A 16,692-nucleotide genomic window follows, 5' to 3' on the forward strand; every position below is an offset into this window, starting at 1 on the left:
GGGACATTTCTCCACTTCTATTTTTGAGGAAGCAGAAGAACGTCTCTATGTTTCCCACCAAGAACTTGCTATAATGGAAGTAAAGTTAAAGATTACTTAAATTATACATGTATTGGTGATGATTATATGAACAGGATATTATGGGCTACTTTTATTTTTGTTGTGTTATTTGCGGGACTGGCAATAGGCAGTTCACTGGAAGTGTTAAATCCAACCACCATCAATGGCATTTTCTCCATCCTTCTTTCTGTTTTTATTATGTTTCTTTTAGATAGCTTCTTGCATCTGCTGTCTAATAGTGAAACAAGCTGGAAAAAGAAGCATTATAAAAGTTTGTTAGAATGGGTTGATGATGGAGGAAACGGCGGCAGAAGACTGGAACAAAATCTTTTGAAAGACATTAAACCGAAGTATAATCTTTTAGACAACCTTGAGCTTATCAAACAGGCATTCACTAAACTCGAGAAGGAAAAAAGAGAACTCTTACTAGCTTACTTTAAGGCACAAAGAAACTCAGTTTCCCTTCCTGCCACCATTATGGCCATTTTTTCTACTCTATTCGCTGGCATCCTGTTGTATTTCATTCAACACCCAGGGATATTCCGTATAGAAATTAGCGTCAATGCTGACTTTGCTTTCATTGTACAGCTATTTACTTGGATTTTCTTTTTTATCATTGTAATGTATCACCTTGTCAAAATGAATAAAAGAGCATCCACCAAAAATGAACTATTTATCGAAATATTGGAGAAACTAAAGGACTGATTGTGAGAACGGGGGAAATATGGATACTATTACACATACTTTATTTGGTATAGGAATCTATAAAAGTGTTAATAAAGAAAAAATGACTAGAAAAGAAAAATATGCCCTGCTTGTTACATCCATAGGCGCTAGCCAAATCCCTGATATTGATGTTATCTCCCAGCTCTGGGACACTACAGGACAGTATCAGATGTGGCATAGAGGCATTACCCATTCTATTTTTCTAGCTCCTATATGGGCTTTAATCTTTTACATGATCAGCCGTTTTGCTTTTAAAATAAAAGGATTTCAATCATTCTATATTGCCCTTCTCGCCGTTTTCATCCACAATACTAGTGATGTATTCAACGCATGGGGAACAGGTTATCTCGAACCATTTTCATCTGTTCGTTTAACTTTCGGAACAGTTCCGATTGTGGATTTGGTGATATGGTTTATCTTTTTACTAACCTTTATTGGTTCCAAAGTTTATCCTAAAGTAAATCCTCATGTATTATTCCGTATTGGCTGGATTCTAATTGCACTTCATGTCGCTATCCAATCTCTTCAGGGTGCTATTTTATTCCAAAACTATAAAACGGATTATCAGGATGTCGCGCTGTCTGCCAGCTTTATCCCTTGGCATTTTACCATTATCGGAAAAAATGCTGATACGGTCGATATCATTAATGATTCCCTTCTAACAAAAGCTAAATTTGTGGACAGACTTACTTCAAGCGATGAAGTGGACCTTGATTACCTATTTGCAGAAAATCCTGCAGCTGCAACATTATACAGATGGTCGCCATTTGTAGTTGTAGTAGATGACGACAATAGAATCGGCATTTATGATCCACGCTTTTACCGAAATGGAGAATCTTTTTTAGGAGAGTATTTAGATAAATAATCTTATCCTATGACAGCTATCAAAATAGTACTATGCTAGACCAGGAAAAAGACCAATTGGCGGGATTTCCCACGATTGGTCTTTTTGTTCATAATCCACACAGTATGTGTTTTTCTACTCTGCTTTCGTTACATTTTCCTTATCGTTTTTTGCATATACTTGCACTTCTACTAACCCATTAGCCCAGTTCCCATTACTATTATCATTCACACGCTTTATTGCAGATACTGATAGACGAACGTACCTAAATTTGCCTTTTAAAGGGGTTGATTTAAACCCTGCCCATGTATTTTGGGACTCATCCGCTATTTCAACCCAATTCTCATTATTATTAGAACCATACACCTTGTATTGATAATACATTTCCGATCCATTATATAATCGAAATGCAATATCTATTCTAGAAAGGTCATACGCTTCTTCTAAATCGACAGTATAATCAAATGGGGCATTACCTGGGCGATACCAATGTGTATTATCTCCTGAGGTCCTTAAATTAAAATCATATCCATCATTCGCTAATTCAATTGGTCTTTCAAGGTCTTCTTCATTTGAACCATATGCTGTTTTCCCCTGTGAAACTAATGATATTCCTTCTGGCAAGCTGATATTTCCATCTTCCACATTCACTTTCCAGCCAGTGGCGTATTTCATGGACGCAGTATGATTTTCTCTGTCAATCGTTAACGGCAGCCACACATATCTAGAATCGCCCAGTTGCTTCGAATTCCAACGATCTCCCATATATACATATTGTTTTGTTCCATCTTGCTTAGTGATCGTCATAATATTGGTAGATTGACTATAATACGTACTATTGTTCCCAAGTGCAGCATGCTCTAAGATAAGTCCATCGCTTCCTTTTAGCGGTGTCCATCCATCGGGATTTGTTATATCGTTTGTATATCCTACCGTTGACTGATTTGGCAGCCATCCAGATTGACCGGATGTCACTAGGTAATATCCGTCATTCTCCACATGAACGATGGCAGGAGCTTCTCGGCCAACTCCTTCATAGAAGTTATAGGATTCAAAGACTGGATCTTTGCTATCTGATGATGAAAATGGATATGTTGTAAAGTCTACATCATCAAAACGGTCATTTAATCGGTGGATTCTCATCGAATGTCCTTCAGAAGAAATCAAGTATGCGGTATCTCCTTCTTGAAATACAGTGAAATCTCTCGAAACATAACCATATTTCTGTGGATCGTTTTGTTCAGAGACTGGTATTTGCTCCCTATCTCCAGCTTTAAAATATTCTTCATCTGTATACCATCCATTATTATTTCTCCAGTTTCTTTCGGTTCCTCCCGGACGCCAATGTCCTTGAAATACATAGGGGCCTTCAGGTTTATCAGCTGTTGCCACCATTATTTGACTGGAGGAATAGCCACTTCCATCCTCCCAGTGTCCCCATAATACATATTTCTTTGTTTTTTCGTTATAAAGGAGCTTTGGCCGTTCCACCTTGCTATACTGTAATCCTAATTCAGCACCAGGTACTGTTTCCGAAAATTGGTCCAAGATATTTCCTTCATTTTGCCAATTCACCAAATCTCTTGATGAATATAAGCTCACTGCAAAAAAGTTTGCGCTATTGTGTATTTTATTCTCTCCAACCCAATAATAGATTGGTTTACCATCCGGGGCTGTTTGTTGTAAGAAGCCTCCCCCATGTGCCTGAATATGATTTCCTTCTGTATCCAACCATGTATCTCCTACAGGGATTCCAAGTTCCGAATAATCAACTGTTTCTCGAACGTGCGCTGCATATTGAAAAGCTTGCTCTATTTGTGCTTTAGCCCTATTTATGTCTTGAATGGTTATTTGCTCTTGTGCAAGGAGTGCTTCAGCATTTGTTAAAGCTCGAGTTATATTATTCCAAGTGCTTACCGTAAAGGTTCCCTTCTCTGTATCCTTATATTCATTATAAATTTCTGCTAGGCTTTCTTTTACACTTGCTAGATAACTCGTTTCAATTTCTTCCTCTGTTAGAGCTCTTGAATAAATTTTCACATCATCAATTAATCCTTGAAAGTACTCTCCATTGCCCCAATTCGCTTTTCCTAATTGAATAATTCCTCCAGTCTCCGATAAAATATCTTTTAGTTTATACGTACTCTCCTTCGTATCCTGCTGTATACCATCTACAAAAATAGTTGTTCTATTTTTGTTCACTACTAAATCAATATGTTTCCAAGAAGTACTGGATGGGGCACTTAGATTATTCCCTGGTCGAGCACCTTTATTATAGTATCGTTCTACTATAACATCACTGGTTTTATCCATTATCCCTAAATAACGCTCCTGTTGGTAAGATTGTGTTTTTTCATCGCTGGAAGCATAAAATACCCAACCATTTCCTCCTTCCGGTTTGCTATTATAAGAAATAGTTATTTCGTCTTTACTTTTTAATAATGGCTTACCGTTTTTCTTTTTGACTTGAAGCCAAAAGGTTTCACTCAGCTTTGCTGCTTTTCCACGTGGGGCATCTACATAAACAGGATTCCCTTGAACTTCAGCCTTTGCTCCTGAACCAACAATCCCATTCACCGGATCATCAAAATGAAAGCTTGCTATCAATGCATCATCAATGGAATTCTCCTTTGCTAATACTTCTTGTCCAATAAAGTACTGAGAAAAAAGTGTAATGAAAGTCAGAGCGGCAATCTTCATCAAATTATTTGAGTTAATTATCATTGTTCCCTCCTTTGGACTTATAAAGAACTTTAGTTTTATAAAAAGTCGTTTACTAACATGATCACTTAGTCTTTGCTAAGTTTGGGCAAATCTGTTAATGTAATCGACTCTCCAACCTTACCTTCTGATTCAAAAACAATAATTTCATTAATACCTTGCTTTAAGAGAGGACCTGGAATATAAAGACGCTGCTGCGGTCCTTTTTCCCAGAATCGACCTATATTGAACCCATTGACGGTTATAAAGCCTTTCCCCCATCCTTCTAAATCAATAAATGTATCTCCTATAGTCGAAGCATTAAATGTAAACTGATAGAAAGCTGGCTGCCCGGATTGCCAGGTTGCTTCAAAGTCTAATTTATTCAGATTATCCATGGGTAAAGAATAGATATCCCATTCACTTTGAAAAGCTCCATTGATGATTACCCCATCCCGAATTCCTTTTTCTTGATGATTCATTTTTACGGAATAATTGACTCTCCCCATATTTTCCACTAGAATGCCTAATTGATTTTTTGGTTCTGTTAATTCAAATTCTAATTTCTGTCCTATTTCTAAATCATATTGCGTGGCTATATGGTTCTCATTAATAAAAATTTGTGCTCGATCCATACATTCAATCAAGCGAAAATCTTCAATTGGACGTGCCTTACCAATTTGACTTTGATAATAAATATATCCAGTCCCTTGATTCAACTCCTCCATTGTCAGTGGATAGTTATGATGGAACCTCTTGCTCAATTTATCAAGGTTATGGAATAAGGATGTTTTAGCCCGTACCTTTAATTCACCATAAGCAATTTTTTCTATTTCTGTTGAAAAACGCACTTCAGGTATAGTGGTAAATTTTGCAATTACTTCTTGAAATTTACGATACTTCGGTGTAATATCGCCCCATTCTGTAAGTAATGCATCATAATCATAACTTGTCACATCTGGCGCCAATTTCTCATAATAATTGGCACCACTTGTAAAGCCAAAGTTTGTCCCCCCATGGAACATATAAATATTCACTGATCCTTCTTCTAAAATATCGGCTAATTCGTGTGCAGATTCCTCTGCATCTGTCGTATGATGAATGACATCTCCCCATGCATCAAACCAACCAATCCAGAATTCCATCACCATTAGTGGTTTTTTTGTGCCATGAAATGCTCTAAGTCGTTTAAAATGTTCCTTCACTTTTGACCCACAGTTAATAGTTGGTAAAGCCGTTTCCGGGATAGAACCATTTTCTAACATATCTCCCCATGGTCCGTCAGAGGTGACGAACGGAACATTTACGCCATGACTCTTCATCATGTCCGCCATTCTCTCCATATAATTTTTATCATTGGCATATCCACCGTATTCATTTTCTACCTGCATCAAAATGATAGGGCCGCCATTTGTAATTTGCAAATCTACAACTTGAGGAAAAAGATGCGCAAAATAACTACTAATTTTTTCCATAAATTTCGGATTCTCAAAACGAACTTTCACACTTGGATCTTTAATCAGCCAGTACGGTAATCCCCCAAATTCCCATTCTGCACAAATATATGGAGCTGGACGAAGAATCACATACAAGCCTAAATCACCAGCTAGTTGAATAAATTTACGTACATCCAATCTTTTTTCAAAATCGTATATTCCTTGATGCGGCTCATGTAAATTCCAAGGAACATAAGTTTCTACCGTATTACAGCCCAATGCTTTTAATTTTTCCAAGCGGTCTAACCAGTACTCTGGAACCACCCGAAAATAATGGATGGCACCTGATATAATTTTGAATGGCTGATTATCTAGATAAAAATCATCCTTTATTTCAAACCTCTTCATTTTTATACTCCTCTCTATTTAAGTAGTAAAATATTGTATTTGCCCTTTTGTACTTCTCTATTTCTTTTTGCAAATAGGAGGGAATATCTAAAAACACACAGTGACCAAGATGCAGGAGATGTTTCTTCATGGATTCTCTGCCAAGCAAAAAGTGATTTGATTCTAGTTGATTTTCAATCATCTAGTAAACTGACTTGTGACTGGTGTGGCAGGCATGATAGAGCTGCGGCAATTGCTGTTTGTAGGTTACTTAAAATGGTAGAGTTAATAGGGAATTCAGAAGAACCACCTTAAAAACTATTAACTGTTTTAACAGAGTAAGGCTGTAATTTTGCTAGAAATGCAGACTGTTCAGCAGTTTATAGAATTTAAGATGACAATGATATGCAGACATTCCATGTTGCTACTTTCTAATTAATATTGCCCCGTGAGCATTTACTATTTGTTTTTCCAAGCAGGTATCCTTATTCCCCCATAAATCTCTCACTACTTTATTCGCTCCAATAAATCTATTAGATAGCTCACTAGGAATCTCAAGATTAGAGTCACCCACATTAAAGAGGGCAATATATTCATTATGTTCACTTCGTCCTTCCCAAACGATCCAGTTATCATCTCGATAAGCTTGTCGACGATATGTCAGCGTTCGATACATATCTAGTACTTCTTCATTTGTAAATAAGCTTAGAGTAAAATCATCAATATCCGGCAATGTTCCACCATACATTAATGGGGATTGGAAAATGGTCCATAAGGTCATCAACAAATACTGTTCGTTCTTTGTAAACCTTGTCCAGTTATCTCCCCCTCCTCCATCCACAGCCCGAATCCCAATATGGCCCAATGGCAACATATCGCAATCTGGCCAATTTCCCGGGCGAACATAGGAAACCCACTCAGCTGCTCGATCAAACATTCGATATAACGCATCCCAATGATCCCAGAAATCATCCGTTAATCTCCACATATTGGCGTGATCCTGCAAAAATGTTCCATTTTTCAACTGTGCAGGACCAGGAGATAAAGAAAGAACAATCGGTCGCTTGGTTTTATCAATCGCTTTACGAATTGCTGCAATTTCTTTTTTATGGGCATCATCATATAATCTTGAATAAGCGATATCATCCACTTTAATGAAATCTACACCCCATGAAGCATAAAGCTCTATTAGCGAATCATAGTACAGCTGACCTTCTGGCAAATCAACGTTTACGCCATACATATCCGAATTCCAAGGACAAATATTATTCAACGCAATATCTCTGGCTCGTTTATCCGTTCCTTTAATAGCCGTATTTTGATGAACAGCCTGTCTAGGAATTCCCCGCATGATATGAATGCCAAACTTCAATCCTAATTGATGAATATATTCCCCCAAAGCTTTAAAACCTTGTCCATTACTAGAGGAAGGAAAGCGATTCTCTGCCGGAATTAATCTAGAATAGTCATCCATATTCAAAGGGAAAAATTGATTATATCTAGTCGATTTGGCAGCTGGCTCTGCCCATTGAATATCTACTACAATATACTCCCATCCATATGATTTAAGATGCTTGCTCATAAATAAAGCATGCTCTCTCACTTCTTCTTCTCTAACAGACGCACCATAACAATCCCAGCTGTTCCACCCCATAGGTGGAGTCTTAGCAAAATATAAAAATGTCATATAATTTTCACCTCAAGAATATTGATAACGTTTTCAACAGTATGATAATAACAGAAGAATAAATTAACCACTTCAATATACTCTATGTAAAAAGACCTTGGATATCCCATTTCCGCAGATAAACAGTACTTCTTTCTTGAGATAATTTCTTTCTAAGCTGCTTCTTCTATTTCTCGATTTACAAAGTCTATTACTGGTTTAAAATTTATCATACATAACAGAATAGCTACCGATGCCCCAAACATCAATAAATAGATTGGAAATAGTTTCAATAAAATAAAGGTTCCTATCAAAATTAAAAAATTCAAATTACTTCTTATAGACTTTACTATTGCTAATTTAATAGTTAAGATGGCTGTTTCTTTAATCGTCTGCTTCCAGTTCGCCATTACAATTAGGAAGTTAATCGTAAATGTAATAAGAACTAATAGAAAAAGGATGTTTAACCAAAAAAGTACTTGGAGTCTTGGCAGTTGTGCAGTAATAAAGATATTTCCGACCATAATCCATAAAAAAAACAGCAATATTAAAGACAGCTTCAAAAGTCTTTTATATCCTATTTTTAAATGAATAAAGAAATTCTTCATAACCTTCGGCTCAGTTGTAACATCTTTCAACGTTCTAATAACAGCATAGGTGGAAGGAACGAGAGTCACCGATGAAAGATAAAGGATAGGCAAAGTCCCTAGGCGTATATCCAAAATAAAAATTAATACTGCGAATGGTAAGTTCATGAGCAAAAAGAGCATATTCATTTCAAATAACCAAATAATATAGTTAAAGTAACTAGAGTAATGATAGAGTCTGTATAACCACTCGTCTTTTTTCATAGGTGACTCCTTTCTTATTTCGTTCCACTGCTACCTACACCCAATTTCAATTGGAACAAATATTTCTGACCAAAGAAATACAACAGAATTTGTGGTATTGACAAAAGCAATGATAAACACATAACAAGAGACGTATTAAGTGTACCTGTAGGGTTTGTGGATGCTGATAAATTCGCAGCACCTAAAGCTAAGGTAAATTTACTTGAATCGGAAATATAAATTAATGGGCCCATTACATCTCCCCAAGCATGATTAAAAGTAAAGATGGCAATTGCCGCCAGCGCAGGCATGATGAGGGGCAATACTATTTTCCGATAGATACCAAAATTATTTAATCCGTCCATCTCAGCTGCTTCATAAAGAGAACCAGGAATGGCAGTCATAAATTGTCTTGTAAAGAAAACGTTATATGCTGAAGCAAAAAATTGTGGAATAATTAACGGCCACAACGTATTATATAAACCTAAGTTTCTAAAGATAACAAAAACTGGAATCAGTGTTATTTGAGCAGGAAGCATCATTGTCGCTAACAATAATAGAAAATATTTGTTCTTATGCTTATATTTCATCTGAGCAAATCCGTATGCTACCAATGAACTTGAAAATATCTGCCCGATAATACTTAAAATAACGACAAACATGGTATTTAAGAACCATAACCCTATCGGGCGAGATCCCCCAAATATATTAGAAAATAGTTCTATGAAATTTCTCCAATAAAACTCCTTTGGAAAGAAGGTGAAGTTTTGTATGATGTTTGTCTCCGGAGACGCAAGCGAAATCGAAACCATATATAAAAATGGGGCAAATAATATGAAACCAAAGAAACAAAGTACTAGGTACACCACTATTTTCTTCGGCAAATTTAAATGTCTATCTAACATATTATTTAACCTCCTCTTCGTAGAATACCCACATCTTGGATGATCTTAAGACAATCAAGGAGAGAACCAAAATGATCGCAAATAAGACCCATGCCATCGCGGAAGCATATCCCATTCGATAATAGGAAAATGCATTTTTATAAAGATAAGGAACAATCATGGAGCTGGCGTTATCTGGTCCACCATCTGTTAATAAATACACTTGGGTGAATGTTTGTAAGGATCCAATAATCCCCGTAATTAAATTGAAGAAGATAACTGGTGAAATCAGCGGTATTGTAATCGATCTAAACATTTTCAAACGGCTTGCTCCTTCCATCATTGCCGCTTCATACATTTCGTCCCCAATACTGTTAATGGCGGAAAGCAATAAAACCATCGTACCTCCCACACCCCACAGTGCTAGTAAGACAAATCCATATAGTACAGCTCCTTTTTCAAGTAACCAAGCCGGACCATCAATACCAATGTAACCCAATACTTTATTTAACAATCCATTTGCAGCTAAAATATTGGTAAATAAAATAGAGCTGGCAACGATAGGAACAATTGCAGGTAGATAATATAAGGTTCTAAAGAATCTCATGCCTTTTAATTTAAAGCTAAGTAAATATGCCATACCAAGTGAAACCAATAAGCTTACCGGAACACTCATAAGTGCATAAATGAACGTATTCTTTACACTTAGAAGAAATATTTGGTCTTTAAATAGATTGATATAATTCTCCAGTCCAACAAACTCCATTTTTGTTAGCATATCCCAGTCTGTAAAGCTCATAATAAACGAATAAATCATCGGTCCTACTGTTAATCCAAGAAACCCAATTAACCATGGAGAGATGAAAATAAAGAACCATCTTCTATTCATTTTAACGCGGTGCTCTTTACTAGATATTTTGGACATTGTAGATTCTGCCAATTTCACTTCCATCATTCTGGCCTCCCTCATGAGATATGTGTGAGGATTCCTCCATGAAACCGCTCACACATAGTAGTTATCACTCTACTAACTTAATATTTTGCAACAATATCAGTTAAATTCTTTTGCAGTGTAGAAAGAGTCTCTTCAGGAGTTAAGTTCCCTAGTAGCATTTCTTTAATTTTCGCACGCGCTTCTGTTGTCGCTTCTGAATACCAAGGACCAGTTAATAATTCATCAATCACGACACGTTCTTGGGCAACCGGAATCGCACTTAAATCAATCTCATGACCTTCAACCTTTTGATTTAAGAACTCATCGGAATTTAAGGTTTTTAAGTTTGCAGGACAGTCATACAAACCTTTTCCTACTAATTGTTGCGCTTCCTCACTAGCCATATATTCAATAAACTTCCAAGATGCTTCTTGTTCTTTCTCACTAGATTGAGTAGAAATAGTTAATGCACTACCAGTTGACCAAGATGTTTTTTCTGTTCCAATCGGCATAGGGGCAATTCCGTAATCAAATTTGTCTCCAATTACTTTTGCATTACTATTCATATCCCAGAATCCTGTCATATTCATTCCGACAAGCCCTGCCTGAAAACGGTTAACTTTATCTTCGGCAATTTGATAAGAGACACTCCACTTTTTAAAAGCTTCATCATACGCTTTGATGGTTGCTTGGTTTTCTGCTGAATCAATTACAACTTTGCCATCCTCGATTACAGCACCGCCATTTGCTCGCAGGAAGTTGCCCCAAATTAATTGATAGTCACCTGCTGTACTTCCCCATTGATCAATTTCACTATCACCATTAGTGTCTTTTGTCAAGGTTTCTGCAGCCTTATAATAATCATCGATTGTCCAATTTTCATTTGGATATTCAATTCCCGCTTCATCAAATAAAACTTTATTGTAGTATAAAAGGGAAGAGCCGCCACGATCTGGTATACCAAAAATTTTATTATCTAATGTATAAAGATCAATAGCACTTCCCCATGTTGCTGCAATATCGATATTTGCTTCTTTAATTTTATCGGTCAAATCTATAAATGCATTTTTGGATGCAAAACCAGAACCGTTTTCTGCTACTTGTGCTACATCCGGTGCTTGTTTACCAGCAATCATGGTCTGTAGCTTTGTATCATAATCATCGGCAACGGTTATCGTTTTTACTTTGATATCAGGATTTTCCTTTTCGAAATTTTCAATTCTTTCTTGGTAAACTCCTTCAAAAGTTTCATCTCCGCCCCAATGCATAAATTCAATTGTCGTTTTGCCGTCGCCTGAGTCTGCATCAGAATTAGCGGCGCCTGCACAGGCAGTAGATAAGAGAGTAGTGGAAGCAAGCAATACTGAAAACCCTAGTTTTTTCCATTTTTTCATTTGTTGAGACCTCCCGATTTTTACTTTTTCTCCTTACTCATACTGAAAGAATAACTTTTTTACTAAAAAAAGTAAGCTAATTATGATTTCGGACTGCAATATATATTTTGATTTAACAATATTGTTTCCGCTTTCATGTTTTTATGATAAGCTTTTACCAATTAAAAGTAAATAGCAAAAATAATAATTTTTTAGTAAAATAATAGGCAAAGATTAACTTTTTCTGACACATTACTTTAAAAGATAACTATTTTTTCTGTATTATCGAATAATCCTTGTGATCGATTAGTCTTACTACTAACTTTTTTTGGGAGAAGAGGAAAACAAAAATGAAAATAACCTTATCAGAAGAATCGCTGCCCATACTTGAGGCTATCGCTAGCTCTGTTCGCATTAAAATTATTAAACTACTTTCTACCAAACGTATGAATGTTAAGGAATTAGCACACGAGCTTGGTTTGAGTAATCCAGTTGTTGCAAAACATATTAAAATCTTAGAGGAATCCGGTGTGATAAAAACCGAAAAAATCCCTGGGAAGGCTGGTCTACAAAAGCAGTCGATATTAAAAGTCGATTTAATAGAAATTGAATTTCCAAAGAAAATATTTCAAGCTTTCGAATTTTACGAAACCTCTATTCCTATTGGACAATATGTCGATTACCTTATTACCCCTACTTGCGGAATCGCCAGTATAGAACATCTTATCGGGGAGTATGACGAACCTAAATACTTTATGGATACTGATCGATTTAATGCAGCAATATTATGGTTTACAACAGGCTTTCTCGAATATAAAATCATTAATCCTTTAAAGAATACAGATAAATTAGAAATGGTTGATATAAACTTAGAAATCTCCTCTGAATTTCCTGGGGGAAATAATGTCTGGCCATCTGATATAACATTTTCCTTGAATAATGTGGAAATTGGTACGTGGACTAGCCCTGGTGATTTCGTTGACACGAAAGGAAAGTACAATCCAGACTGGTGGTCACCAAAACTTAATCAGTATGGTACGAATTTAAAAATTAGAATTACTGATTATGGAGTTTGGATAAACGGAAAACAGCTTACATGGATTTCTTTTAATCGCCTTGCTCTTGAAAAAAGCGTATGGAGTCTTCGGATAGAAGTCAAAGAAGATGCCGAAAACGTCGGTGGATGCACACTATTCGGTAAAGGCTTCGGAAATTATAATCAGAACATTGATTTTAAGTTTTACTATACAGATAAAGAAGAGCCCTTTTAATTTAGGGTTTGGTTACATACTGAACAATAGACGACTAAAAAGGAGAGGTGAAAACCTCCCCTTAAAAACGTTCATCAAAAAAAACGCCAATATTACGAATAATCGTTTACCGTTCGTTTGGACTCACTTTAATCTTCTAAATGCTCTGATCAATCGCACCCTCTTTCCCTTGCCATATTTTTTTACTACTCCATTCTTCATCCTGATCATTCCAAAAAGCGTCTTCTTCAGATAATCCCAGTGGTAAAAACACTGCTGAACAGAGATATAAGCTTCCAATGCCAATATAAGATTCCGCTAATGCAGGTTGATGTCCATATACTCCGGGTAACAACCACCCTTTTTCATCAAAGGTTCCAGGTGCTTGCATTCCTTTTTCCATTATAGCTGTTAACCCACATCTGACTTGAGCAGGAGTGACTGTAGCAGGCAAGGCATGTTGCAATGCTGATTGAGCTAAAGCTTGAAATGCTCCAAATCGATATGTACTAGATCGGCCAATCACAGGATAAGTTCCATCAGGTCCTATCATTCTTTCTTGAATTGCTGCATAACGAATGAATCTTGGCAGCATTTTTTCCCGATAATTTTCCAGCTCTTTACTTTGGTGATAGAATAGATTTAATAAATCTATTGCCATCGGCTGTATAACAAAGCTGTTGTAATAATCCCAATGGAAGACTGGACCATCCCCATAAACGCCATCCCCTACATACCAATCGTCTAATAGTCTAATAGCATAAATTACTCGAAGCAAATCGTATTCCTTCTCTCCTAGAACATATAATGCTCCTTCTACCATGGCAGAAAAAAGATTCCAATTCATATTAGGAGGCATTGTTCTTCTCGTTGACTTTAGTGCTAGAATAATATTTTCTCGCACATACTTTGGAAGCGCGTCTCCAATTTGTTTCGGCGCACGAATAATCGAATGAGCTAAAAAAGCAGCATCAACTAGTGGTTGACCCGGGTCGGTAAAGTTCATGTAGTCCTTAGAGTATGGATTTGTTGCTTTATCTAAACACAGAAGAACCATTTGTCGATATCTCTTTTGCATCTTTCTTTCTGACGATTCCGAGATAGAATCTAACTCAAGCCACGGAGCGATACCAGTCATCGTTCGTCCAAAAGCTTCTAACATTCCATATGATTTACGATCGGGATGAAAATCTGTTGGCAATTCTTGATGTAATTTCTCTTCACTTAATGCCTTAATTACTGGATATGCGATCTTATCCATTGCTTCTAACCATTTTCTTCTCGTCATAAGTAAAACTCTCCATTCCATTAAAAATTTTCTATCATTGATCTGGCTCAGAAATTGATAAAACCAAATCCCTCTCCTTTTTGACTAAATAAACAGGAAACATCGTAGTTTTTTTCCTAAAGTTCAGATATTATTATATTAAAAGAATTACTGAAAGGAATTTACATATGGCCACTATTACAGATATTGCCGAAAAAGCTGGTGTCTCCATTTCTACCGTCTCTCGCGTATTAAATCAGGACAAAAATTTATCCGTAACGGAGGACACAAAACGTAAAATATTTGAAATTGCGGAAGAATTAAACTACACAAAATACAAACAAAAGAAAAAGAAAAGTGCGGAACAAAAAGCAAAGCAAAAAAGCATTGCCATTATACAGTGGCGTATTGGCGAACAAGAGTTAGATGATATTTATTATATGTCTATAAGAATAGGAGCCGAAAGAAAAGCCCAAGAACTTGGCTATTATTTAATGAAATACTCTGATCTAAATGATTCTTTAAGCAATGTTGATGGAGTACTTTGCATCGGAAAATTCGATAAAATTACGATTGATAAGATACTATCAAAAAATGACAATGTGGTTTTTGTCGGCACAAATTTTCCTTTAAACAACTTCGATACTGTTAATAGCGATTTCTCTTATGCTGCCGAATTAGCATTGCAGCATCTGCTCGAACTTGGACATAAAAGAATAGCCTTTATAGGTGCAGAAGAAAGTAATAATTTATATGGCTATCGTACGTACCGCACTCCAGTAACGAACACTTACATAGACATGATGAAACATTTGGGATATTATGACGAAAAATATTTTTTCGTTGCAACAAATACTTACCTATCAGCTGAAACTGGTACAGATCTAGCTAGACAAGCTTTGGCAAAATGGGGGGGAAATCTTCCTACTGCTATCCTTGCTGGTAATGACGCTATGGCTATTGGCATTATGAACGTGTTAACTGCAAATAATATAAAAATACCAGCGGATATCTCTATTATTGGCATCAATGACTTAGCGTTCAGTCAATATACCAATCCTCCCCTTTCAACCGTACGAATTTTCACAGAAGAAATGGGGGAAATCGGTATGGAGACATTGAATCAAAGAATTTCCGCTCCAAAAATAGATCGCAGAATCATATTAACTACTGAATTAATCAAAAGGGCTTCCACCGCTAAACCACGTGAATAAGGAAAATTGCTTCCTTATAATTTATTTATTCCATATACTTCAAATTCGGTCAAAGCAGGAAACGGTGACTCATCCTCTGCTTTGACCAAGTTTGTTAATTGAACATATGTTACCGCTCTCTTTTTAAAATAAAAAAATTGTGGACTTGTGTTTTTCTGCAAGCTGAATGTTTCGCTTGATGCGTCTGAAAATAGCAAGGTAACTTCGGTCCAATAACTATCGTGAGGGAAATCTGCTCTGATTGTTATACCAATCTTATCTACCTCAACCAATCTACCAAAATCAATTGTCAATGTTGCATCAGACTGCCGATTTATTCCCCAAGATTGGTACGGATAGGACCCATGACTATTATTTGCATATATTCCGTTTATTGCATTGCACGCAAAGAATGTTGCATCATTTCTAGTTTCTACATTTGCACTCGCATGAGGATAAGCTCCTGAAAACTCCTTTTGATCATGAGGATTTAATGCCCAATTCTGATATCTTCTAATCTCTTCATTTGTCGCATATCTAACACCTAAATAATGTCTTTTGCTCTTAAAACGATGATCTGGCATTGCCTCTTTTGCCGTTTGCTCCATGTTTATTCTGTACGTCCAGCTATGACTTGGAATAAAGACAATTGTACTATCCAGACTTTCATCTAGCTTAACCATCAAATATTGATTTTTCTGTGCTACAAATATATTAATCTCATCCCCCTCTTCAAATATAAAATCTTGGGAAGCAATATAGCACATAGTATCTCCAGCACTTTCTAAGTTGTGACTTTCCTCTTCATAATCATTCCTCCCCTTTTTTATATTTCCATATTTATCACTGATACTTAATTTAAGCATTACATCCACCTCCATTGATTCTTTTTTGAATTATAATGTTTTTTTAGTACAAATACTACAAAAATTTCTGTTTTTTACTTTTGATTATTACATAAAAAATCCTAAAGATCAGATTCAATCAACAATTATCATTGATAAATAAGGGTTCATTTTAAAATCACGCATTGTTTTTTTTAGTAAAAGTAGTAAACTAACATTATAACAAAATATTTACATTTTCTTATCTTGAGCAAACACCATCTTCTTCCACTTGAAACAAACTCGAATTTCGAAAGG

14 protein-coding genes are annotated in these 16,692 nt (G+C 36.1%); 5 read left to right on the forward strand and 9 right to left on the reverse strand.

Annotated features, from left to right (window positions below; translation table 11 throughout):
* The first annotated feature begins 126 nt into the window (after positions 1-126).
* On the forward strand, positions 127-765 hold the full coding sequence (locus tag NX902_RS20845) for a hypothetical protein (RefSeq protein ID WP_095329801.1): 639 nt from the start codon (positions 127-129) through the stop codon (positions 763-765).
* A gap of 19 nt (positions 766-784) precedes the next feature.
* Positions 785-1,651, forward strand: coding sequence for a metal-dependent hydrolase (locus tag NX902_RS20850; RefSeq protein ID WP_095329800.1), 867 nt, complete (start codon positions 785-787; stop codon positions 1,649-1,651).
* Positions 1,652-1,765: 114 nt separating this feature from the next.
* On the opposite strand, the gene NX902_RS20855 is transcribed toward NX902_RS20850, so the two are convergent.
* The gene (locus NX902_RS20855; protein ID WP_095329799.1) at positions 1,766-4,354 is read right to left on the reverse strand and encodes a LamG-like jellyroll fold domain-containing protein; all 2,589 of its coding nucleotides are present in this window, start codon (positions 4,352-4,354) and stop codon (positions 1,766-1,768) included.
* Positions 4,355-4,419: 65 nt separating this feature from the next.
* On the reverse strand, positions 4,420-6,174 hold the full coding sequence (locus NX902_RS20860; RefSeq protein WP_095329798.1) for a glycoside hydrolase family 35 protein: 1,755 nt from the start codon (positions 6,172-6,174) through the stop codon (positions 4,420-4,422).
* Positions 6,175-6,330: 156 nt separating this feature from the next.
* On the opposite strand from NX902_RS20860, the gene NX902_RS20865 reads away from it, so the two are divergent.
* On the forward strand, positions 6,331-6,468 hold the full coding sequence (locus NX902_RS20865; RefSeq protein ID WP_341160965.1) for a hypothetical protein: 138 nt from the start codon (positions 6,331-6,333) through the stop codon (positions 6,466-6,468).
* A 109-nt stretch (positions 6,469-6,577) separates the two neighbouring features.
* Here NX902_RS20865 and NX902_RS20870 read toward each other — a convergent pair whose 3' ends face one another.
* From NX902_RS20870 to NX902_RS20890, 5 genes are all read right to left on the reverse strand, one after another.
* On the reverse strand, positions 6,578-7,840 hold the full coding sequence (locus NX902_RS20870) for a glycoside hydrolase family 27 protein (protein WP_095329796.1): 1,263 nt from the start codon (positions 7,838-7,840) through the stop codon (positions 6,578-6,580).
* 152 nt (positions 7,841-7,992) lie between these two features.
* Positions 7,993-8,670, reverse strand: coding sequence for a hypothetical protein (locus NX902_RS20875; RefSeq protein WP_095329795.1), 678 nt, complete (start codon positions 8,668-8,670; stop codon positions 7,993-7,995).
* Between the two features lie 14 nt (positions 8,671-8,684).
* On the reverse strand, positions 8,685-9,554 hold the full coding sequence (locus NX902_RS20880; protein ID WP_095329794.1) for a carbohydrate ABC transporter permease: 870 nt from the start codon (positions 9,552-9,554) through the stop codon (positions 8,685-8,687).
* Position 9,555: 1 nt separating this feature from the next.
* Positions 9,556-10,488 (reverse strand): carbohydrate ABC transporter permease, encoded by a 933-nt coding sequence (locus NX902_RS20885; RefSeq protein ID WP_235850254.1) that lies wholly within the window; start codon positions 10,486-10,488, stop codon positions 9,556-9,558.
* A 77-nt stretch (positions 10,489-10,565) separates the two neighbouring features.
* Positions 10,566-11,861: an ABC transporter substrate-binding protein gene (locus NX902_RS20890; protein WP_341160966.1), complete on the reverse strand. Its 1,296-nt coding sequence runs from the start codon at positions 11,859-11,861 to the stop codon at positions 10,566-10,568.
* A 329-nt stretch (positions 11,862-12,190) separates the two neighbouring features.
* Here NX902_RS20890 and NX902_RS20895 point away from each other — a divergent pair, with 329 nt between their 5' ends.
* A complete protein-coding gene (locus NX902_RS20895) occupies positions 12,191-13,111 on the forward strand; it encodes an ArsR/SmtB family transcription factor (protein ID WP_095329792.1) in 921 nt (306 codons plus the stop codon).
* A gap of 136 nt (positions 13,112-13,247) precedes the next feature.
* Here the strand turns inward: NX902_RS20895 and NX902_RS20900 are convergent, their stop codons facing one another.
* Positions 13,248-14,378 carry a DUF2264 domain-containing protein gene (locus NX902_RS20900; RefSeq protein ID WP_095329791.1) on the reverse strand — a complete coding sequence of 377 codons (1,131 nt, stop codon included), beginning with the start codon at positions 14,376-14,378 and terminating at the stop codon, positions 13,248-13,250.
* 167 nt (positions 14,379-14,545) lie between these two features.
* Here NX902_RS20900 and NX902_RS20905 point away from each other — a divergent pair, with 167 nt between their 5' ends.
* Positions 14,546-15,571 carry a LacI family DNA-binding transcriptional regulator gene (locus tag NX902_RS20905; RefSeq protein ID WP_341160967.1) on the forward strand — a complete coding sequence of 342 codons (1,026 nt, stop codon included), beginning with the start codon at positions 14,546-14,548 and terminating at the stop codon, positions 15,569-15,571.
* A 14-nt stretch (positions 15,572-15,585) separates the two neighbouring features.
* On the opposite strand, the gene NX902_RS20910 is transcribed toward NX902_RS20905, so the two are convergent.
* Positions 15,586-16,416 (reverse strand): hypothetical protein, encoded by an 831-nt coding sequence (locus NX902_RS20910; RefSeq protein ID WP_123258322.1) that lies wholly within the window; start codon positions 16,414-16,416, stop codon positions 15,586-15,588.
* Positions 16,417-16,692 lie beyond the last annotated feature (276 nt).

Origin of the sequence: Niallia sp. FSL W8-0954 (genome assembly GCF_038005605.1) — a bacterium.
Taxonomy (GTDB): domain Bacteria; phylum Bacillota; class Bacilli; order Bacillales; family Cytobacillaceae; genus Niallia; species Niallia circulans_A.